Raw genomic sequence first — 22,407 nt, 5'->3', positions numbered from 1 at the left:
GGGAGACGACTTGTGCGGTGCCAGGCTCCATCTTCGTAGACGTCTCGACGTCTACGCGGCGCATCTGGCGAGCGCCTGCGACCGTGAGGCCAGCCTCCAGGTCCGCATCGACGACACCCTGCTCGGGCTGACCTCAGCGTGAGGATCACAAACCTCATACTGAGGGACGAAGCAGCGAGCAGCTCTGCTGGCACGGACGCCTGAGACTCGACACGGCTCGGGACTCCCTGCGACCAGAATCCTCCCCTCCACATCTCCGTACGCACGATCATCGAGTGAGGGACACGAACGCGCAGCATGCCCGAGCCTCACCAGCCTTGAGAAAGCAGCAGGTCGTCCGCCTCAGACAGTCTGCAAGCCAAGCTCGCTACCCTTCGGTCCGCGCCCTCGGTACGGTGCCAACTATCCCGCTTTTGTGCCAACTGAAAAGCCTCGGCACAGTCCGTGTGACCACAGCCGCTAGGTGTCTCCGGAGCATCGCTTTGACCTGCACTTTTGCCAACCAGCTTCAGCAGTGTGGGGAGCTTTCTACCGAGGCTTCTTGGCACATCGGTACAGATTCACAGATCTTCCTACCCTGTGCCGCAAGAAGGCCCCCTCCATCTTCGGCTGCCTGCATCGGCACATCCCCAACCACGACGTCACCCCGGATCCTCCCCAGAGCGCCGCTGGATCATTCCCTCAAAGGCGGGTCCGCGGTCCCCTTGTCGTCAACGACGCTGCTGCTGTAGCGCATCACGGAAACTGCCGCTCTGCCCCGCTCAGATCACTACGGCAAGGCGCCGCATCTCCGGCCTGGGCGCACCCAGTTGTACAGTCACCTTTCGCCGGATCGATCAAAGGGACACAGCACGTCGGACCGTCTCCCTGAGGCCCTCCAACACGGATGCCGTATTGCCCCTACTGGCAGCCGGCGCGATGGGCACGACGGAGATCCGAAGACCCTTAAGATGATCTTCGTATTTTCCATCGCACTCTCGGCATGTAAGGCAGAGACGTGGCTCCCCAGTCCCCGCTGCTCGATCACGCGCTAGTTGGCGCATCGAGCGCTACTGTCCCCTGGTCGGACACCTCGACATTGCACGATCTCGCCCGAATGCATGCCGTCTCAGCTGATGCCATCAGTCAACTGGTCATGCCGCCGGGCTGGACCGCCCGTTGGACTACGTCGTGGCGCTTCGGGCGGACGTTGGTCGACTGTGCCGTTCGGGACCTGGACCAAGTCGACGTGCTCTCGAGTGTTCCTGTGCGCCGCTTCAGTTGGCGTACCGATCAGTGGCATCGCCCCGGTCTTGGATACCTGGTCAGTACCGACCGTCACCATGGCTTCGAGAGCTTCGAGGAGGAACTCCTCCTTCTGGCAGCGGACTTCTCAGGATCTCTGCTGGAGGCTCTTGCTCAGCCGTTCCGTCTGCGCTTCCACAGCGCCAACGGGAGCGTCCAGCACACCCCGGACTATCTTCTGCTGACCGACGACACGCCGTGGCTCATCGACGTGCGGCCTTCAGCACGGATCGAGCCTGAGGACGAGGTCAAGTTCGCCGCTGCGGCCGAGGTCGCCCTAGTTGCCGGGTGGAACTATGCGGTGGTTGCTGGTTGGCACGACCATGTAGTGAGCCTGATCGACACCTTCTCGGCCGGACGAAGGCACCTGACCGATCCATTGCGGCAACAGGAGCAGCTGCTTCTTGCGGCAGAAGACGGCCCACAGGCATTCGGAACCCTGGTGGGACGCTGCAGCCTAGAGGCCATTGCCCGGGCCCATGCAATCCATCTGCTGTGGCACCGTCGATTGGGCCTGCAGATCTCTGGCCCTCTGACTGACTCGAGCACCATCCGACTGGCCCCTTCTCGCCGCCCGGCGACCGGGAGTTGGTCACAGTGACCGCTGCAGTTGCCTGGGACCTCTCGCCGGGAAACGAGTTCATCGTGAACGGCGTGCCGTGGACGGTAGAGGCGTTTCAGCCCCAAGTCGGAAAAGTAGTGCTGGTCCGGCCCGAGCATGAGGCATGGAAGACGTCGGTACGGCAGTTGATGCACCATCCGAACATCCGGCCGTCGACGCGAACGAGGAAGGACCTGCCGGCCGCCAGTCGGGGGCGACAGCCAAAGGGCGTTCTCGATCTGCCGCCGAGCAAGCGGCCCCTCATGATGTTGCGAGTGGACCACTTGCGGGAGGTGGAGACCGGATTTCGCAGTGGCGATCCCCTGAACGCGCTCCCCGGAGAGCCGAAGCCGCAATACGACCCGAACTCCACCACGCTGACCGAGCGCCGTCATGCCAAGGTGTGGGAGCTGCGGCAGGACACTGTACGCAACCCTGATCTGGCCGCCGCCCACTGCTTGGACAAGATCAGCTACCGCACTCTGATCCGCTGGGATCTGGACCGCCGCCGCTTCGGGCCGGTGGGGTGTGCAGACGACCGGTGGCTGCGAGAAGCAACCGGCCGTCAGATCTCAGCAGCGGTGCGTGAGGCGATCTTTGCTGTACGCCACGAGACCCTGCACCGCTCCAAGCTGACAGCAAAAGACCGTGAACGGCTGATCCATCAGTACGTACGCGAGGAGTTCGGCAAGGACGAGCCAGTTCCCAGCTACGAAACCCTCCGGGTCGTATGGAAGGAGTGGTTCGGATCAACCGGAGCCCGTCAGCGCTATGCCGTTTCAGCTGCACGGGCTCAAGCGGTGGCGACCGGTCGGCACGTGGTGGTCAGCCGACCCGGCCAGGTGGTGGCTCTCGACACGACGGTGCTCCCGGTCAAAGTCCGTGAGCAGGTCTTTGGCGACCCGGTGTCGGTGCATCTGACGCTGGCTCTGGACGTATACACGCATTCGATCGTCGCTTTCCGGCTCACGTTGGTCTCGGACACCTCGGTAGACGTCGCCATGATCTTGCGGGACGTCATGATGCCGCTGCCCATGCGACCGGACTGGGGCGAGGAGATGGAGTGGGCCTACCCCGGGGTCCCCGGCAGCGTGATCGCGGAATTCACTGATGGCAAGGTCGCCGGTCTGCCGTTCTTCGCCCCGGAGACCGTAACCACCGACCATGGCTCGGTGTACAAAAATCACCATCTGATCGAGGTTCAGCGGGTGATCGGCGCGACGATCCGGCCGAGTCGGGTCCTGCGGCCGACCGACAAGCAGGCGGTGGAGCGGGCCTTCGGCGCGATCCAGTCCCTGCTGTTCCGGATTCTTCCGGGCTACCAGGGCGTCGACAGTTCGGATCGCGGCATCGATCCGGAAGGCGACGCATGCATCACCGTGGCGGAGATGGAGCACCTGATTGCCACCTGGGTTGTCAGGATCTGGCAGAACCGTAGATTCGGTTCCTACGCACCCAGTTGGGATCCTGCGGGTGATCACAGTCCGAACACCCTGTTCGCGGCATCCATGGCCCAGGGTGGCTTTGCACTGCAGATCCCGCCGGCGGAGTTGTACTACCAACTGCTTCCTACTCATCGGGTGATGATTCACGGCCGACGCGGCGTGAAAATCAGAAATCTCTGGTACGACGGGGAGGCACTGGACGAGTGGCGTTTCCGTCCGTCGGGCCGAGGCGGGGCGGCGAAGAACAAGTACGTGTTCCACCGGGATCCACGTGATCCGTGTTTCGCTTTCTTTCAAAATCCACTCACCCATGAATGGCATCAGTTGCGTTGGGTGGGTCTTCCGGACGAGGGCCGAATGCCCGCGTTCAGCGACGCCCGTGTACGACAGGTAATGCGCGAGCTACGCAATCAGGGGCTGAAACCGAAGTCCGATAAAGATCTGCTACCCCTATTGCTGGACTTGATCGGGGGCAATGTCCCCGTAGACCAATGGCCCACCCGTATGACCAAGGCTCAGCGAACCGAGCACGCCCGCGAAGAGGCCCAAGCCACAGCAGCGGCAACCGACCGACCAAAGCCATCTCCTGCCGCTGACTGCGCCGATGAGGTGGCACCCTTCGCACCCCGCCAGGGCGGTGAGGTCGACAATGTCGTCGCCCTGCGATGGCGTGCGCGGGCTGAACAGGGCCAGGCTGCCATCGACGGAGAGCGCCGACGTCGACGGGAGGCAGTCCCTGTGAAACCGACCGTGGCTTCCACCCTCGGCCAACGGTTGCGAGGACTCAGTCTGATGGATCTGCTCGACGATGAGAACGAATCCGCCACGGAGCCTGGAGACCAGCCGTGAGCGAAACCAACAAGCCGCCCACCCGCCCGGTCGCTTCCTTCCTGCCCGGGCCGCCTATCGACCGAACCCGGGTAGAGGGCTGGCAGCGGTGGGTCCGTACCCGCGAGCTCTTCGTGCCGGCACCCGTACTGAGCATGGATCAGTACCTGCAACTCACGCCCCGCCGACGCCGAATTCACGACCTGCACCGCCTGGCTACCCACAGCAGCCTGCCCGTTCAGTCCACCCCGATGAGCGACGCGGTGGGGTGGCTGGTGAAAGCACGAATCGAGGATGGCGCCTACAGCCACAAAGCGGGGATACGGACCGGGGTCATGGTCAATGGCGGTGGAGCCCAGGGTAAGACCGAGACGGTCTGCGCGGCGATCGCGGCCTTCGAGGAAGCATGGCTGGAGGTGAACGAGTACATGAATCCGGAGGCCATGGCCGGCACCAGGGATCTACTTGCTCCCGTCGCGTATGTGCGCTGCCCTGTCAAGGCGACCCCCGTCTCCACCTGCCAGCGCATCCTCGACTTCTATGGCGAGGACTACAAGAACATGCGCCAGGAAGACCTGATCCGAACGGTGAACGCAGCCATTGCCGCGCACGCCACCAAGGCACTCGTGATCGACGACATCACCCGACTCAAACTACATCGCGAAAGCGATCAGGACGTCTTGGATCTTCTTTTGGAAGTGATGAGCATGTCCGTCACCCTCATTCTGGTGGGTGTCGGTATCCCCACTTCCGGGCTACTGCGCCGCGGCCAGTTCGATCCGGTTGCCAAGCAGTGGGTCATCCCTCCGGTCAAAGACCGCGGGCGCAGCCCAAATCCGGATGCTGCGACCCAGCATGAGCGGCGCTTCGAAATGGTCAATCTGCAGCCATTCAGCTACGACACTCCCGGGCAGATCAATGCCTGGGTCGACCATCTGGCGGACCTCGAGAAGAGTCTGCGGCTCCTGCACGACACTGAGGGCATGCTCACATCCGGATCCATGCCGGAGTATCTGTTCCAGCGCACGAATGGAGTGGTCGGACTCCTGGAGAAACTGGTGCAGCGCGGCTGCCGAGTCGCGATCGAGGGCGACAGTGAGCAACTGACGAAAGAACTGTTGAACCGCTGTGCCGTTCTCCCGACCGATCTGCCTGACCTGGACGCCGATTCCGGTGAACAGCCGCTTATCCCGCCGGTCGAGTCTCGGCCGAGGAAGAAGCCAAAGGGCAGGAACACCGTTTTCGACGACTCGGGACCGGCAGCGGAGTCCGCTGGATGATCCAACCGACTCTTCGTCCGCTCGCGCGCAGCCTCGATCCGCTGCCCGGCGAATCCTTGGCCGGCTTCCTGCTACGCCTTTCCTATCGAATAGGATCCACTCCTCACCGCCTGGCAACCCTGTGTGGTCTGACCTGTCGCAGCGACAGCATTCCACAGGATCAACTTCGCGGACTGAGCCCGGAAGCCGCCGAACAACTGGCCAGCGCCGCGCACCTGACCATGTCCGAGGTTCAGGCCCTGACTTTGCAGGATTTCACCACAACCTACCTACCGCTCGCCAAGCTTCGCGCCAGCAAGACAGCCATCGGGCCCAAATCCCACATCAACTGGGCCACAAACCCCGACAGCCGTTACTGTCCCCACTGTCTGCGAGGGGACAGCAGCCCCGTGCAGCAATTCTTCGGCGGTGCCTGGCAACTGCGCTGGCACCTACCCGTCACATTCGCCTGCACGCAGCATTTGTGCCTCCTCGAAAACACCTGCCCCCAATGCACCCAGCCGCTCAGCGGACGCGTCATCGCGCGATATACCCTCGTCCAAATTCCCCACGTCTCCGGCCTGCACCCGAGCCAGTGCCGTAACCGGGCTCCCGGACCACCACCCAAGCCGCGGGCTCGCGCCATGCCATGCGGCGCACGACTGGACACCCCGAGGGACGCTACTGCCGCGCTGTCGCCACTGGACATGCAGCACATCCTTGATCTCCAACGCAACCTGAACCTACGGCTGGATCCAACTCATCTACGCCGTACGGCTGACGAGCAACCACCGCACACCTACTTTCCCGACCTGATCACGACCGCACGTCTGATCACGCTGAGTTGGCCGATGGGCGCCTCGATCCTGCCGTCTACCTCACTGGCAGACCTCGTGGACGGATACGCCACGCCCTATCTATACAACCCATCCCAACCCGGACTTCAGGTGCGGCGCAGCGCACCCCGTGGTACGGCCGAAACCTCCGCCCTACTGCTCGCAGCCGCGACTACACTCGGCGATCGGGATCTTGTCCCTCTTCGCGAGCGAATCGAGCCGCTCGCTCGCGAGGTGTACCGTCGGTCGACCTCCAGCGGCACCAAGCTCTTCAAGGACAGCGATGCTTCGGCCACATTGCTGCGCGCCACCGCACGGCGCGTCTACGGATTCCAGACACGCTCCACATTGCGTGTCGCCCCGAATTTCTACCGTTTCCGCACTGCCGAAATCCCTCCCCTCCTCCCAAGGGAATGGTTCGACGCGCACTTCCAGCCTCTCATGCACCGTCTGCCGAAGATGACCACGCTCTTGGAGCGCCATCTGCGTTGGGCAGGCTCATTGAGGCTCGCCGAGTTGGTTTGTGATCAGAAATGGCCGGCATGCGCGGAGACTCTGGGGATCCCTCAGAATAGCGCCCGCCGGACGATGAATGTTCTGGGCAAGCAGCTGACAACTCCTGGCCTCTGGCCAGTATTTGAGGACATGGTCGATCTGGTCGCACGTCAATTGCATGGACAGGAACGTCGCGTCGACTACGCCCACCGCCGCCGTTCAACGGCCAACTGGTGCCTTTCGCTCACAGATTGGAAGGCACTGTGCGAGGGGATACCCGGACTTGAGCAGCGTCAGGCCACGGGGGACCCTCGAGTCGGAGAGGCAGTCATCTGGTGCATGGTCAACCAGGCCAGCTACCTTCACAGTCCGACGGTGACCCATCGCCGCTCCGCTTCGCACTCTCCCCGTCGACTGACCGAAGAGGCAGCGCTATTCGCAACCAGGACTCAGCGCAGGCCGTCCTACGCGACTCTGAGCCGTCGGTTGGCAGCCTACGCTGCACGACTCGCCCGAGCCTGCGACGAAGGAACTGACCTACGAATCGAAGTGCCGAACTGGACCACCCCCACCGGCGTACGACAGCCGGGTCCAGTCCATTGACGACACGTCCACTGGCCCGCAGTCTCGCCCCGCTGCCGGAAGAATCCCTGCCAGGCCTGCTCTTGCGACTGGCCTACCGACTGGATCGCTCGCCGGCCAGGATTGCCGCGCTGTGCGGATTGAGCCGTCACCAACACCGACTGCCCGCCGAGTACCTGATCACCTTGCCTGCGGAGTCCGCCGAGGCGCTCGATGCAGCTGCATCGCTGCGCGGGGGCGAAGCCGACGCTCTCACACTGTCGGCCATGGCCGCCTCCTATGCGCCGCTGGCCACCCTGCGTCTGGGGGGCAGTCGCAACATGGCCTCCGCCCGACGGACCTGGGCCTTCAGCCTGTCCAGCCGCTACTGCCCCAACTGCCTGGCCGGGGACGGGAGCAGTATCCAGAACGTGTATGGCGGCCCGTGGAGACTGCGCTGGCACATCCCGGTCTCCTTCGCATGCACCACCCACAGCCGCCTCCTGGAACACGGATGTCCGCAGTGTGGAGGTCATCCGAACCGGCCCTCGAACACCGAGCGGCAAGGGCTCATCACACAGCGCACGATCGCTGGACTACACCCTGCACAGTGCCGCCATCACCTCGCGTCCGGCCCTGTCGGTGCCAGTGTCCGAACACCGCTGTGCGCGGCGCGACTCGACCAGACGGCTTGTGTAGCTGAGCAACCGGACAGCGACCTTGTCATGATGCTTGCCCTGCAACGACGCATCGATCGGCATCTGACGCCCACCAAACACTCGCCCGCGACCAGCGACAACTACTCAAACCCAGAGCAGCACTTCTTTCCCGACCTGATCGCCGCCGCTCAACTCGTCCGGCTCAGCTGGCCTGACAGTGCACGCTTCGCTCCCTCCAGCACCGTCGCCGACCTGATTGCCCGCCACGTTGCCACCTGGACCGCCCTCCGCGAAAACCGCAGCCCGGGCAGGCGCGTCCGTGATGCATGGGCCGCTCCTCAAGGCCCGGCCGAGTGCGGAGCGCTGCTGCTGGCTGCTGACACCCTGCTCGGCGACCGCGGCCAGGACGGTCCGGCCCTTCGCGAGCGGATCCAGCCGCTCGCGACCGCCGCATTCACGCGTAACGAGGCGAACACCGGTGCCACCTTCCGACGCATGGACGTCTCCCCAAGCCTGTCGAGGGCTCTGGCCCAGCGGTCCCTTGGCTTCAACCGTGCTGGCGGCCATCACCACGCAAGACAACACGTTCCTTCACGTCACTGCCATTTCGGGATCGAGCACATCTCCGCTCTAGTACCGGAGACCTGGATCGGTGCGCACTTCGGCAATCTGACGTCCCTGTGGGCCCCTGGCGATATCTGGAAGCCACGCCATCTACGCCGAGTCGTTTCCCTCAAGCTCGTCGAAATGGCCGGCGGCGGAACCTGGCCACAATGCGCCGTGATCCTTGGAATACCACGTGTCACCGCCCAACGTAGCCTGACCGTGCTCAAGCGAAGCCTGCTGCCCGGTGGCCTATGGCCGCTGCTCGACACGGCGGTCGAGACCGTCGCACAGGAATTGGACGCTGCCCCACTGCACGTGGATTTCGCAGCCCGTCGTCGAACGCTGAGTACCTGGCAGATCCCTGTCGAGGACCTTGCTTCACTCACCGTAAGCCTGGTCCGCCTTGCCAACGCGGAGTCCTCCTTGACCCGGGCTGCGGCAACCGCGCTCGTGTGGGCTCGCGTGACGCAGGGCGACCACCTGCACAGCCCATCGGTGGAGGCACTCCGCAAAGCGCAGAGAAGTACCAAGGCCCTGGTCTCTGCCATCGGACAGTTGCAGACCCCCAGCAACCGTAAAGGCACCAGACTCCGCTTCCTTCAGCGCATCAACGAATACGCCGATGGCCTCGCCCACGCGCTCGATGAGGGGCCGAGTGAGTTGAAACGCCAGTACCCACTGGCGTCCCTGACAGCCGACCACCAAGCCTTCGTAGCCGAGTCCTACATCGCCGTCGCCCCTGACTCCATGGTCCCCAACGAAACACGCCTCACCAAAGGTCACGCGGCCGAAGCGGATCTCGTCGAATGACGTCCAGTTTCTCGACGCTGAGAAGCTGATCGTCCGGGTGCTTCCGGTTGTCGACACCATCCCCTCAGTCACCACCGCACGGTTCAGCGCTGGCAATCCATGGTCACCAGACCCTTGCGGTGCGTATCGAGTCGTGATCAATCTGCGGGATTCGCCCTCGCGGTGGGGCCTGGACCGGTAGACCGTCTTGAGTGACGCGAGTGCAACTGACCGATGCCGAGCGGGAGTTCATCGGGCCGTACCTGCCGATCGGCGAGTACGGTCCGTACCCCGAGCGGCTGCGGCAGCAGTTCGAGGGTGTGATCTGGCGGTTCAAGACGGGCGGGCAGTGGCGGGAGATGCCGCGAGAGTTCGGTGCCTGGTCGACCGTCCACAACCGCTTCCGCCAGTGGCGTGATGCGGGAGTCTTCGAGGCCCTGCTGGAGGGGCTGATCACGGAGGCCGCGAAGCGGGGCGAGGTGGACCTGTCCCTGGTCGGTGTCGACTCCACCACCGCGCGGGCCCACCACGACGCCGCCGGGATGCACCTGGACCAGGGCGTCCTCACCGCCCTTGAGAAGGCTGCCGCCGAGGAGGAGAAGGCCAGGTCAAAGGGGGCGGCGCCGATGAACCAAACGGGCACGACGCCGAAAACGATCCCGAACAAAAACAACGACGAGCCGTCCGGCACCGGCGAAAACTCCGGCTGAAGGCCGCTCTGCTGGGACGCTCCAGGGGCGGGCAGACCAGCAAAGTCCACCTCGCCGCAGACCGCAAATGCCGCCCGCTGGCCTTCGTGCTGTCCGCGGGACAGGCCGCGGACAGCCCCCAGTTCATCCCCGTGCTGGGGAAGATACGGGTCCGCGGCTCCGCGGCCGCCCCCGCACCCGGCCGGACGCGGTCGCCGGTGACAAGACCTACTCGTCCCGCGGCAACCGCGCCCACCTGCGCAGACGCGGCATCAAGGCAGTCATCCCGGAGAAGAAGGACCAGGCCGCCAACCGGAAGAAGAAGGGTTCCAGAGGCGGCCGTCCGGTCGGCCACGACGTCGACCTCTACAAGGAGAGAAACACGGTCGAGCGCCTGATCAACAAGCTGAAAGCCTGGCGCGGCATCGCCACCTGGTACGACAAGACCCCGGGAAGCTACCTCGCCGGCCTCCACCTGCGCGCCTCGATGATCTGGATCAAAGACCTCACACGGACCACACATTGATCAAGAGTCAATACGCGCCCTAGCTGTTCTGTCCCGGGAGGTTGTGGACAGGTGAGCGAGATCTCGGCTGGGGGATCTTGAACAGGTGAGGGCCTTCCGGGTTCGGTGTGGATTGCGACGTCTACACCGAACCCGGAAGGCCCTCGTGCCCCACCGTAATGCACCCCTGACCGAGACCGGACGGCTGCGTCTGGCCCGCTGCGTCGTCGAGGCGGGCTGGCCGCTGCGCCGGGCCGCCGAACGCTTCCAGGTCTCACCGACCACGGCTCAGCGGTGGGCCGGCCGCTACCGCGAGCTGGGCGAGGCGGGCATGGCCGACCGGTCCTCACGCCCGCACACGAGCCCGCGCCGGACACCGACCCGCACCGAGCGGCGGATCATCAAGGTCCGCGTCCTGCGCCGCTGGGGACCGGCCCGCATCGCCTACCTCCTCGGGCTGAACCCCGCGACCGTCCACCGGGTCCTGACCCGCTACCGCCTGGCCCGCCTCACCCACCTGGACCGTGCCACCGGCCGCGTCATACGCCGCTACGAACGCGAACGCCCCGGCGAGCTCGTGCACGTCGACATCAAAAAGCTCGGCAACATCCCCGACGGCGGCGGCCACAAGAGCCTCGGACGCCGGGCAGGCCGCAGGACCCGTTCCGGCATCGGATACAGCTACCTCCACAACGCCGTCGACGACCACTCCCGCCTCGCCTACAGCGAGATCCTGACCGACGAGAAGAAGGAGACCGCCGTCGCCTTCTGGCAGCGCGCGCACGCCTTCTTCGTCCAGGCCGGGATCACCGTCGAACGCGTCCTGACCGACAACGGCTCCTGCTACAGATCCCATTTCTGGCGCGACTCTCTTGCGGCACAAGGGATTTCACACAAGCGGACCCGTCCCTACCGGCCCCAGACGAACGGGAAGGTCGAACGGTTCAACCGCACCCTCCTCGACGAGTGGGCCTACGCGAAGCCCTACCGGAGCGAGGCCGCGCGACGCGCGGCATACCCCGGCTGGCTGCACACCTACAATCACCACCGCGGACACACCGCGCTCAAGGGCAGCCACCCGCCAGCCGCGTCCCCAACCTCACGGGGCAGTACACCGCACCATGGGAGCCGCCTGGCGCAGCCGGCACCGGGTTCGTCGCTAGCCACTGGAGACTGCTCAAGGGTGGATGCCGTGGCCCTCCGGATACGGGCCGATCCGGGCGATCTGCTCCTCGGACACACCGGCCGTGTGGAAGGCGGAAGGCGCTTGCCCTCGAGACCGATCACGCCGAGCGCCGCGTACTCTGCATCGACCAGCACGGCCGCGGCCTCCACGATGCTGCGCAGGGCCTGCTCCAGATCCAGCTCCCGGTCGGCCGAAGGGCCGCAGGCCGCGTCCAAGCGCGCCTGCAGCTCGTGGATGCCTCTTCCGGCGCGGCGACCGTTTGGTCCGCATCACTGCCGTTTGCGCGTCATATGCCGTCGCGTCGCGGGGGCGTGGCAGTCCGCAGCCGGTCGAGCCGGGCGACGACCGGACCCGCTGTGACGCCATGCAGCACGACCGAGGCGAGCACGGTGAACGTCACTACCGTCCAGAGCTCCCCCTCCGGCACCGGGAAGTCGTGCTGTCCCAGGCTGTAGGCGAGGTAGTACAGCAAGCCGATGCCTCGGACCCGCGACAACCCAACGTTCCTTGGCGCGCATAGGGCTTCCGAGCAGCCCGGCCCACCCGGACAACGGCCGGATCACCAGCAGGGCCACCAGCGCGGTGACGGCGCCCTGCCAGGTCAGAGAGGCAAGACCGTCCAGTGCGATGACTGCCTTCCTCCCTCACACCGTCCCGCCATGTTCACTCTCCAACGCCGTCTCGGGCAGACGGCCTGCGAGAACCCGCCGAGCTTCTGCGAGGAGTGACTCGGCACGTTGCAGAGCAGGGATCAACTTCGGGAGCCCGGCTTCTACGGCCAGATTGCCATCGGCACCGTCGGTGTACATTTCGAGGGTGCCTACTAGCTGAAGAAGTGCGTCCCGCGCCGCTCGTTGTTCGTCCTCTTCGAGATGCTCCGAGAGCCTCAGCCACTTCGCCTCCTTGCTGGCGGCCTCTTGCGCAGCGAGCGCGACAATCTCACCTGCAACACCGCGGACGGTCTCCTCAAGGCCCAGCGCGATCCGAAGCAGCGGTGCTCCGACCATGTCGTCCTCGCTGGGCTCACGCCCAGGCGGAAACATCCGGTAAAAGCTCCAGGGATCTTGAGGCCCACTCAGCCGTTCCAATGCCCTGAACACGGGCTCGAAGGCGTCCAGCGGCGGAGTCCGGGACGGGAGCGCCGTCCGGTGGTTCCAGAGCGCGAGGATGGCGCTCACCGCTTCGCGCCGTATGCCGTCCGCCTCTGCCCCCGTGGCGTTCTCCGCCCGGATGATCAAGTCACCGATGTGATGGGCCATCCAGCGGCCCAGGACATCGTTCTCCGAGAGACTGTCGGCGATCTCCTTGCCCAGTTCGAGGGTCCGCTCAAAGCTCGCCGCATCCTCCCGAGTCATCGAAGAGGTAAATCTTGTAGGACCTTTCGCGCGGGGGGAGGGATTCGTCATTGTCTTGGTCGGACCTCACCGAGTAGTTCTGCCTGTGGTCTTTATGAGTACGGTCGATCATCACTTCGACGATCATGCTGCGTCCAGCCAGAGCCAACAGCTCCTGGAGGGCCTCGCGCCGAATCTCCAGCCGCTGTCCCTGAGTTCCCGTCACACGGTCCGAACTGGTCGCGGACGTATCGTCCCAGCAGGTGCTGCGGAGGGCAGCGCCATCGGCACGAATCCATTCGCGCATATCTGCGTCCGGTTCCAGCCCGAGCAGATCGACGAATTCATCAGAAGGTCTATAGGGCGGGTACTTGATCCCCGCAGCCAGCGGATCTTTACTGTCCATCCCCTCATGCCCGTCAGGATCGACGATCCAACCGGTCAACTGGAAGCCTTGAAAATCGAACTGGTAGTCACTGTCGTTGACGTCAGGAATGCGGTAGCCCATGTATGAAGGGGCCGTCTGCAGGGCGAGTACAAGCGTCCTGGCCCTCGCGGGAGTGACGAGGGCACTACGGATCAGGACTCTCTGCTCAGCCTCGTAGCCTGTATCGTCGGAGCTTTCCCAGACTGTGACCCATCCGTCACCTGCCAGGAGACGCTCACTGAAGTGCCGGCTGTTCAATCGCCAGACCCAGTCGGCGTCCGGGGAGTCGTCCCTTCCCCTCAAGACGCTCTGCGGGGAGGGATCCCGTCGGTCGGCAAGCCACCTGCCGTCGTCTCGGGCGGCAAGGAAATCACGGAGCCAGTCGCTGAAAAGGTCCATGTCCGCCTCACTGTCCCGATACACGGGATGGCCTCTGAGCAACTCCCCGGCCACGGTCCACAAGGCGTGAGTCGAGAGATAGAAGTCCAGGTCGTCGGCGTCCGGCTGGGTCGTACGGTAGGCGAAGGTGCTTCCTTCCCTGTACAGCCTGAAGGTATGGCGCGGGTCGTCCTCGTGGGCGCCGCGGTAGGGAAGCTGCCAGGTGTCTGTGATGGTGTGTCCGGCGAGTCGTAGGACGGTCTCCTCGGAGATTCGGAATGCTTCACCGAGGGGTTTGCACCAGTCGTCTTTAAAGTCCCAGAAAAAATGGAAGTCGCTTGGTTCGGGTTCGTGGGCTTCCTCTTCCGTACCGTTTCGCCTTCTTGCCGCACGTTCCTCCCACGACTCAGTGAGGATTTCCTTCGGTCTGTTGATCCCGCGCACGATGTCGAGTTCGTCCGTGCTCAGGATCCCAGGGCCAGACGAGGCGAGGGACAGACAGATCGATTTCGCGCTTTCCTGCATGACGACATGCGGTCCGTCATCGAAGATCACTTTCCGGAGCAAGGGCTCGAATTCTGTGAGCCTCCGATGCGTGTCGGGGTTCCGAGCGGCTCGCGCGAGGGCAAAGAGCAGCCACTGGCGGGCATGCCGGTCGTAGAAGGGCAGACGGGCGTCGTGAAACGGGGCCACGTCGAGCGTGCCGAGCGCGAAACGTAGGAGGGCGTCCAGTTCCTCTTGGCAGTCGAGTTCTGTGAGGAGCCGGACGCAGTGCGCGGCCCGCCATCTGGCTTCGGTCTCGGGGTCGCCGAGGGCTGCCCATAGATAGCCTGCGAGGCACTCCCGGACCCTGGTCGGTCCAGCGGGAAGGTCAGTGAACCCACCGTCGCCCGAGTCCTCTGGTGAGAGGTCAGCCAGCATAGTGCCGAAGTCGTCGAGGACGACCTGCGCCTGCTCGCCAGTAAGCCGTGGGGCCAGTCGGGCTGCCAGGTGATGGCACTCCTCAGGGGGAATCGCGGCAGCCTGCGAACCGAGTTCTCGAAGAGCCGTCCCGAGCAGATCCGAATCGGGTTCGCCAGCCAACCTGGCGAGTTCTGACAGGTCGATAGGGTCGTAACCCTTGGTGGTCAGCTCCCGGCTGAACCGCGCGGCGGCCGTGTCCGCGAGATGACTCAGTTGTCGGCGTGCGGCTCGTGGGAGCAGCGGCAGCTCGGCCAGCTTCTTAACCATGTGTGCGTAGTCGAAAGTGTTGAGGTTGGGATTGGACTGGAACGCGGCGAGCATGTCGTCGAGTTCACGCAGGGGCGCCGTGACCGCCTGGACTATGACCTGCTCCATATACAGCAGGTGGCCCGACACGTGAACCAGTTGGCGGGCCTGTTCCCAGCCTTCGGCGGTGGAGAGGTCACACGCGGCGAGGGCGTCCTTTACCTGGCGTGCACGCGCCGCTCGCGCGTTGTCCTGCTCCTCATCTGGGGTCCACCGGCCCGAGTTGTATTCGCGCGATGCCGGGAAGGCAATGTGGCGTGTGCCATGGGCGAGCAGCGTTCCGGAGAGGTCGATGCCCAGTTCGCCAGCGGTCTGGTCGAGGCGTTCGAAGGATGCTCTGCTGAAGCGTCGTGCCCGCAGGAAATGTCCCAACGTTCCAGCGATGCGCTCACCGTCGCCGGGAATCTCACGCAGTGCTCGCTCGACGAGGCGGAGTTCATCGACGCGGTGCTCGTCGAACGGCACCAACGCCATAGCGGTGACGGCGGACGGAGCAAGCGGGCCGGCCTCCTCGTCGAGCAGCGCCTGGATGAACGGACCTCCAGAACAGAAGCGGCGGTCGCGCCAGCGGGAGGCGACGGTCGTCGCGGTCGTGGCGCTCAAGTGGCCGATGGCGGTCAGTACCTTGGAATGGTCTGTTGCGTCCCCGAGATAGGGTTCCAGGCTCTCGGCGAGCTGGGCGACACGATACGCACGGCGTTCGTCGTCGTGGTTGCCGTCGGAGGCTCGGCGGGCGACTGCGAGGAAGGCCCGCCACAACGCGTGTACGTCGTCGCCCACGCGGTCGGTCAGATCGATTGCCTGGGTGAAGTAGGCGTGAGCTTCGCTTCTGTCGAATCGTTGGACGGCGCGAGCGAGATTTACCATCTGCTCCGCCTTGTACTCAGCGCTTTCCTGAGCCACATCGAGCGACGCGGCCACGAACTCCGCGAGTTCGACGGCGACGTGCTGCAGCTCGTCGACGGGGGCGGCTGCTCGGACAACGTCGATGAGGACCTCGTCCGGAAGGTGCCGCTGCGCGGCTCGGTACCAGTCGAGCAGGTACTGGCGCGACACCTCGGACGAGCCGAAGGCGAGAATCCGGACGCCGAGTCGGGCAAGGCCTCTGTGCAAGAAGTGGGGCAGCTCCTGGTGGCCACGGTGGGACGGGGTGGGAGGCGCGAGTTCACGGAAAGGGTTGTCAGTGTCGCTGGCGGTACCGACGAGGCAGTCGATCCACAGGCTGGCCCAGGCACCGAGGGGCACGACACTCTGGTCGTGGTCGTTCAGTGCGCTTGAGTATGTATGGGGCTTTTGCCGTGCTTCTCTGACGTCTTCGCCAGCGAACTCGTCCACGTCGAAGGGCTGTCTCCGGATCTTCGACAGCAACGCGAAGCCGCACAGCAGCGTGATCGTGTCGGTGCTACGACCCCAACGGCTTCCGGCACCCCTGCCCAGGTCGCCAGGGAGATTCAGCCGCAGGATCCGTTGGGCTTCCCCATCCGAGAGCACGCCGTGGCGCAGGCCCATCGCAATGATCCAACCGACCGCCGGAAGTTCCTTGTTCCCTTCTGAGAAACCCGGATGCCGGCGAAAGGAAATGGCTCTGCGCTGGCGCTTCAGCATTCTCACCAGGCGCCGCGCAAGCGGTGCCTGGCAGACGAGGTTGGCTTGCCACGCGGCATAAGCGACCGCGAACTCGAGGTACTTCAAGGACACGGCCGCGTGACCGAGGGCCTCCAGTTCCTCTGTACGACCCGAGTCGGCAAGCCGGGTGGCAATGATCACTCCGGCGTCGAAGGCCACGCGCTTGGGGCGCCACCGAGCAAGGTGGCTGACGCATGCCTCCACGCCGTCGGTGTTGAGGAGCCCGAAGGCGACTTCGGCGATATCCGTGGCGGTGACGCGGTGCCGGTTCGGATCGTCGTCGTCGGGCTGTTGCACCCATGCCCTGAGCCATTCCGAGGCGCTGCGCAGCCGACTGCGGGCGAAGTCGGTCTGGCCTGCGGCGAACGAGAGCAGGGCGCCTTCGAAGTGAAGGTTGGAGCCGGGCCAGTAGTCGGCGAGGCTGCGGTTCGCGACGATGTCCTCGATCGTGCTGGCGTCCAGGAACTGGCCCGCCAGATCGGTGTTGGACCGCAGCAGGTGAAGTCGGCGGGAGTGGCCGGCTGCCAGACTGCCTGCCTTGACGGCCAGCCGGGTCGCTTCCCATTCCTTTCCCACGCGCAGTGTGGCTTTGAGGGCGAACTGGGCTCGCTGCTGGGCGATCTCGCGTTGTTCAAGGTCGTAACCCTTGGGGAGGGCGCCGTCGGTCATCGCCAGTTCGACAAGGGTGTCGACCTGACCGGCCTCCCAGAGCAGTTGGGGCAAAGTGGCAGCTACGTACGGTTCGTCGGCGGCGAGCGGGGTCAGGCGGTCGATGAAGTCGATCAGGGAGTTTCCGGTCGGACGGTACTTCGTCCGGAACCAGGTCTCGGTCGGTTCATCACGGAACTGCAGGGTGTCACCGTCGACGAGGAGCGGGCGTCCGAGGTCGGCCGCGAAGCTGTGCACGAGAGCAGCCGGTACTCCGCACAGCTCGGTTAGGACTCCGATGGGCATCCTCGGTCGGAGCGCGGCCATGGCCTCGCACAAGCGGTCGATCTCCGCGCTCAGATGGTTGGCGTCCTTGCACTGGTCCACCATGCTCTGGAGGAGTTCGTCGAACAGGGAGACGTGGGGATGCATCGCCTCCCCGAGGGAGACAAGACAGGATTCGATGTCCGAGGCCGTACCTAGAACAAGGGCCTGGATCCGGGGGTTGCCGCCGGTCCGCCGATGGAATTCGGCCGCCTGCGCCTCCGTGACCGGACCGAACACCGACTCAAGGTGCTGCCTGGACTCGGCGACACCGAACCCCTCAAGCTCGATTCTGTGGACGCTGGGCGGCGGTTCCAGCAGATCGACGCGTTCAGTGCGGCACAACATCACGAGTCGCACGTTTTCTGGCAGGGTCTCCCGCAGCACGTCCGTGACGAAGGTGCGCTCCCCGGCGTCTCTGGCGATGAGCGCCGCGTTGTCGGCCGCGTCCACGACAAGAACCAGGAGCGCTCCTGAAGTGGAGGCCGCGATGGCCGCCGCCGCGCCCCGGACCCTGGCCAGGAACGCCTTCGCGTAGTCGGCTGGCTGAGCTGTGCCGGCCGGAATCAGCGGATCGCAAAGAGCATGCGCAGCAAGCTCGTTCGCCAGCTGCACCAAACCCTGCTGATGCTGATGGCGCGGTGAACTGGAACGCCGGTACCCGCCGTTTCCAAAGCAGTCGTAGACGAGAGTGACGGAACCAGCAGGCAGGTTCCGTTCGATCTGTGTCGTGAGCACCGATTTGCCTACGCCACCAGCCGCGTGAACAACGACCGGCCGCCGGGCGACTCGCACGATGTCGTCGACGATCGCGTGAGTCTGCTCAGTCACGATGACGTGCCCGGGCTGGTCGATGAGGTTGGGAGCAGGCAGCACGTGCTCTGGTGGGACGCCGAGAGCGGCGAGCACGGTGGAGCGTTCGACGACGTGGTTCGTTTCGAGCGAGGTCGCGCGTCTCGTGATCATCTCCTTCAGCAGAAGGGGCTGCACATCGGGAGCGCCGGGGAGAAGACCAGTCAAGTCCAGCCGGAACAGCCCTTCGAGCCGCAACAGGCCTGGAGCTGTGGGATCCACTTCCAGCCGGCCGAAGAACGCGGCTTCACCGTCTGCGTCGTCGGAGAAGTCCGCGTACTGCTTGAGGAATTTGACATCGTGCGCATACGCGCCGGGCTCTCCGCTGGCTGCCAGGATGCCGATCGCTTGAAGCACCGACTCACGGACCGGCCGATTGGAAAGAAACTCGAAGGTCACCTTCTCTTCGAACCCCGGCGACTCCTGCCGAATTCGTCTGAACTTCTCCGCGAACCCGCTGACCGTCTTCGAGAGACCCGACACAGTCCACTCCTGCGTGGCCCGCGCGGTCGAATGCTTCAGTTGCCGGTACACCACACGGTTGGCCTCGTGAAGGCCGGTCGCACCGTAGTACTCGGCGATGTCAATGACGTCCTCGCCGTCATGGCCCAGCGTGTCGTCCTGCGATACTCCCTCGACGGCGATCGCTGTCAGATCGGCGTCGGGAAGCAGCAGCTTGAGCGCCTGCCGAGCCGCCCAGTGGTAGTGGAACTGATCACCGTCCCGGCTGGCGCGCAGAAGATCGGTGTCAGTCATGCCCACTCCAGGCAGTCCTCTGAGCGACGGAATGCGGCAAGGGTCTCCTCACATCACACCAGACCAAGTTGGTATAAGCCTGCACACGCTACCCACCCCTCCCTGAGCCGAGCAACGCGATCCTCCGACGCATCGTGTCCTCAGCACGTCGACGCGGATCGAAACGGCGTTCGCAGCGCCGCACTGTACCGGCGGACGACAAGCGTGTTCTGCAGAGTGGCAACCGGTGGGCGCTTTGCACTCAGTGAGCGGTTCGTAAGCTGATGTCCGTTTCTGGCCGAGGTGGGAGCAAGGACGCTGGTAGAGGTTGTGTCGGCTATTGCTTCCTGGCGAAGTTGCCGGTGTCGGCCTCGGTGAGGATCCCGAGTTTGACCAGTCGTTTCAACTTGGAGCGGACGCCTTCGACGTTCTTCGGCAGCAATTCGTGGCCGAGGGCTTCGCAGACGTCCTTGGCCCGTAGCGGCCCAGTCGCGTTGGTTGAAGGCGGCGAGGATGCGGGGGTAGTCCGGGTAATCGGACAGGTCCGGCGCGACGGCCGGGAGCCGGTCGGCAAGGTCGGTGACGGTCTTGCGGGTGATCGTGAGGTGCTCCACATGCATCTCGGCCTCCCGCCTTGTCGGCGGTCCACCGGCAGGACCGCCACCGAACGCTCGTGGAAGCCGTGCAATCTCTCGGCCGGCGTCCCGCACTTCGGGCACGGCACCGCCATGGGCCAGGTTTGCACGGACAGGCGAATCACCTCACCCCTAAGGGCTGTCCCGTAAACGGGTTTCCGTGGTTGGTGGGCTTCAGAGGAAGGCCAGCGGGACGTCCTTCTCGATACAGAACCGCAGGACGCTCGCCAGCCGACCGCCGTCCTCGATGTCCTGCTGGAGGAGCTGATCGCCGTCCTCCCGTACCCACTGGGCGGTGATCGCCTCCAATCGGACCAGAATCGGCGCGCACTCCGCAGGCGAGAGGTCCTCACCACCGGCATCCGGATGATCGAGAAGCGGCTCCAGCGCAGTGGACACCTCGCTCCACGGGCGCTGGCCGCCGAAGCCCCACATCTCGGAGAGAGCGAACCCCTCGGTCTCGGCCAGGCGTCGCCGGAACGCGGCAAAGCCGCTGTAGGACCAGGAGACATCAGGACTGCTGTTGTCTCCGTCACCCGGGAAAAGAATCAGCCCCATGTACCCTCCCTTGCCGAGCACCAGGATCGAGGACATGAGGCAGCGTCAGCAACTGGGATGATCTTGGGATGGCTGGTGTGATCATGTCGTCGGAGCCGTCCTGGATAGCCCCGTTCACCGGGCTGAGCCCGCGTGTCTTCGGGAAGCTGGTGACAGTGCTGCGTCGTGAAGGGGCGGACACTATCGGCAGGGGCCGGCCGTGGAGCCTGCCACTGGAGGACCGGGTATTGCTGGTCGCGGTCTACTGGCGCACGAACTTGACGATGAGGCAGATCGCGCCGCTTTTCGGCGTGTCCAAGTCGGCGGCGGATCGCATCATCGATCACCTCGGGCCGATGCTCGCCCTCCAGCCCCGCAAGCGGTTCGCCAAGAACACCGTACTCATCGTGGACGGCACCCTGATCCCCACCCGCGACCACACCGTCGCCGCGCAGTCGAAGAACTACCGGTACTCCACCAACCATCAGGTCGTCATCGACGCCGACACCCGCCTGGTCGTGGTGGTCGGCCGGCCCCTGCCCGGCAACCGCAACGACTGCAAGGCGTGGGAGGAGTCCGGCGCCAAGGCCGCCGTCGGCACGACCATGACCATCGCCGACGGCGGCTACCCCGGCACAGGACTCGTGATGCCCCACCGACGCCGCAAGGGCGAGGAACTGCCCGACTGGAAACAGGCCCACAACAAGTCCCACAAGCAGGTCCGCGCCCGCGTCGAACACGTCTTCGCCCGCATGAAGGCCTGGAAGATCCTCCGCGACTGCCGCCTCAAAGGCGATGGCGTCCACCACGCCATGCTCGGGATCGCCCGCCTGCACAACCTCGCCCTCGCCGGATAGGCGAACGGGCCGCACCCAATCACGCCCGAGGCAACCCGAACATCAATTACGGGACAGCCCTTCCGTGGGCGGCACCACCCGCCGGAACAACTCCCACATCTCGTCCGGCACCAGCCGCACAATCAGATCTTCCATGAACAGACCAACGACCCTCAACGCCAAAAGAAACGACGTCTAATGAAGTCGTACGCCCGCAGGGTGGCGGCCGTCGGCGTGCCGGTGATCGTGAGTCCTTGGCGGCGATCATCTTCGTGGCCACGTCGGGATGCACATGGCGGCAGCTCCCGTCGGTGTTCGGCCCGGCGTGGCCGACGGTCTACCGGCGCTTCGCGAAGTGGAGCCAGGACCGGGTCTGGGCCAGACTCCACCGTGTCATCCTCGATGAACTCGGCGCCCGCGGGCAGCTGGACTGGTCCCGGTGCGCGATCGACTCGGTCAGCATGAGGGCCGCAAAAGGGGGCCGCTGACGGGACCGAATCCGACCGATCGCGGCAAACTCGGATCGAAGATCCACCTGATCACCGACCGGAACGGACTTCCTCTGTCGCTCGGCATCTCCGGCGCCAACATGCACGACAGCCTGGGCCTCCAGCCGCTCGTGCGTGGCATCCCGCCCATCCGCTCCCGACGCGGCCCGCGTCGCAGACGGCCCGGGAAACTGCACGGCGACAAAGGCTACGACTACAACCACCTGCGTCGATGGCTGCGCGGGCGCGGTATCCGTCACCGCATCGCACGCAAGGGCATCGAGTCCTCACAGCGACTCGGCCGCCACCGCTGGGTGGTCGAGCGGACGGTGTGCGCCACGAGGCGCTCTGTTTGTATCCCCGGCTCAGCCGGGAGGAACTCGGAAGGAGGTTCCTGGGCCGAATGACTCACCTGGATCCGAAAGGTGAAGGGGACAACAGCATGTCAGAAAACCAGTGACCAGGCTCAGTTGTCAGAGACGGTGTGCTGGGCGGCCCGCGCGATATGGCGAAGACTGGATTGTTTGAATCCCAATCTCCAGAAGATGCAAGTTCCCATCCGCCGGAAAGGCGAC

At 64.8% G+C, this 22,407-nt stretch carries 9 protein-coding genes and 6 pseudogenes; 10 read left to right on the top strand and 5 right to left on the bottom strand.

The features are described from left to right. Positions 1-10: 10 nt before the first annotated feature. From ACWEBX_RS10760 to ACWEBX_RS10725, 8 genes and pseudogenes are all read left to right on the top strand, one after another. The gene (locus ACWEBX_RS10760) at positions 11-142 is read left to right on the top strand and encodes a hypothetical protein (protein WP_451884536.1); all 132 of its coding nucleotides are present in this window, start codon (positions 11-13) and stop codon (positions 140-142) included. 855 nt (positions 143-997) lie between these two features. Further along, a complete protein-coding gene (locus ACWEBX_RS10755; protein ID WP_451884535.1) occupies positions 998-1,885 on the top strand; it encodes a TnsA-like heteromeric transposase endonuclease subunit in 888 nt (295 codons plus the stop codon). Continuing rightward, positions 1,882-4,179, top strand: a complete 2,298-nt coding sequence (locus ACWEBX_RS10750; RefSeq protein ID WP_451884534.1) for a transposase — start codon at positions 1,882-1,884, stop codon at positions 4,177-4,179. The genes ACWEBX_RS10755 and ACWEBX_RS10750 overlap by 4 nt, the downstream gene beginning before the upstream one ends. Next, on the top strand, positions 4,176-5,438 hold the full coding sequence (locus ACWEBX_RS10745) for an AAA family ATPase (RefSeq protein WP_451884533.1): 1,263 nt from the start codon (positions 4,176-4,178) through the stop codon (positions 5,436-5,438). The genes ACWEBX_RS10750 and ACWEBX_RS10745 overlap by 4 nt, the downstream gene beginning before the upstream one ends. Further along, on the top strand, positions 5,435-7,351 hold the full coding sequence (locus ACWEBX_RS10740; protein ID WP_451884532.1) for a TniQ family protein: 1,917 nt from the start codon (positions 5,435-5,437) through the stop codon (positions 7,349-7,351). The genes ACWEBX_RS10745 and ACWEBX_RS10740 overlap by 4 nt, the downstream gene beginning before the upstream one ends. Next, a pseudogene (locus tag ACWEBX_RS10735) lies at positions 7,348-7,803 on the top strand (TniQ family protein); the annotation flags it as partial. The gene ACWEBX_RS10740 and the pseudogene ACWEBX_RS10735, both read left to right, overlap by 4 nt. A 1,772-nt stretch (positions 7,804-9,575) precedes the next feature. Continuing rightward, positions 9,576-10,578, top strand: a pseudogene (locus ACWEBX_RS10730) (IS5 family transposase). 145 nt (positions 10,579-10,723) lie between these two features. Further along, positions 10,724-11,673: pseudogene (locus ACWEBX_RS10725) on the top strand (IS481 family transposase); the annotation flags it as partial. A gap of 70 nt (positions 11,674-11,743) precedes the next feature. Here ACWEBX_RS10725 and ACWEBX_RS10720 read toward each other — a convergent pair. The 5 genes and pseudogenes from ACWEBX_RS10720 to ACWEBX_RS10700 form a co-directional block, all read right to left on the bottom strand. After that, positions 11,744-11,979: pseudogene (locus ACWEBX_RS10720) on the bottom strand (histidine kinase); the annotation flags it as partial. A 408-nt stretch (positions 11,980-12,387) separates the two neighbouring features. After that, a complete protein-coding gene (locus ACWEBX_RS10715; RefSeq protein ID WP_451884531.1) occupies positions 12,388-13,098 on the bottom strand; it encodes a hypothetical protein in 711 nt (236 codons plus the stop codon). Further along, a complete protein-coding gene (locus ACWEBX_RS10710; RefSeq protein WP_451884530.1) occupies positions 13,070-19,357 on the bottom strand; it encodes a hypothetical protein in 6,288 nt (2,095 codons plus the stop codon). Before ACWEBX_RS10710 ends, ACWEBX_RS10715 begins: the two co-directional genes overlap by 29 nt. A 316-nt stretch (positions 19,358-19,673) precedes the next feature. After that, positions 19,674-19,968, bottom strand: a pseudogene (locus ACWEBX_RS10705) (hypothetical protein); the annotation flags it as partial. Positions 19,969-20,145: 177 nt separating this feature from the next. Then, the gene (locus ACWEBX_RS10700) at positions 20,146-20,565 is read right to left on the bottom strand and encodes a hypothetical protein (protein ID WP_451884529.1); all 420 of its coding nucleotides are present in this window, start codon (positions 20,563-20,565) and stop codon (positions 20,146-20,148) included. A 32-nt stretch (positions 20,566-20,597) separates the two neighbouring features. Between ACWEBX_RS10700 and ACWEBX_RS10695 the strand changes: the two genes are divergently transcribed. After that, on the top strand, positions 20,598-21,365 hold the full coding sequence (locus ACWEBX_RS10695; protein ID WP_451884528.1) for a transposase: 768 nt from the start codon (positions 20,598-20,600) through the stop codon (positions 21,363-21,365). 185 nt (positions 21,366-21,550) lie between these two features. Beyond that, positions 21,551-22,164: pseudogene (locus ACWEBX_RS10690) on the top strand (IS5 family transposase); the annotation flags it as partial. Between the last annotated feature and the right edge of the window lie 243 nt (positions 22,165-22,407).

It is taken from the genome of Streptomyces sp. NPDC005070 (assembly GCF_053600395.1).
The sequence above is the reverse complement of the archived record's forward strand: the minus strand, read 5'-3'. Positions and strand labels throughout refer to the sequence as shown.

Excerpts from the sequence above, each read along its gene's own strand:
- ACWEBX_RS10740 (WP_451884532.1), top strand. The coding sequence starts at position 5,435 with ATGATCCAACCGACTCTTCGTCCGCTCGCGCGCAGCCTCGATCCGCTG.
- ACWEBX_RS10715 (WP_451884531.1), bottom strand. The coding sequence starts at position 13,098 with ATGACTCGGGAGGATGCGGCGAGCTTTGAGCGGACCCTCGAACTGGGC.
- ACWEBX_RS10710 (WP_451884530.1), bottom strand. The coding sequence starts at position 19,357 with ATGACTGACACCGATCTTCTGCGCGCCAGCCGGGACGGTGATCAGTTC.
- ACWEBX_RS10700 (WP_451884529.1), bottom strand. The coding sequence starts at position 20,565 with ATGTCCTCGATCCTGGTGCTCGGCAAGGGAGGGTACATGGGGCTGATT.
- ACWEBX_RS10695 (WP_451884528.1), top strand. The coding sequence starts at position 20,598 with ATGGCTGGTGTGATCATGTCGTCGGAGCCGTCCTGGATAGCCCCGTTC.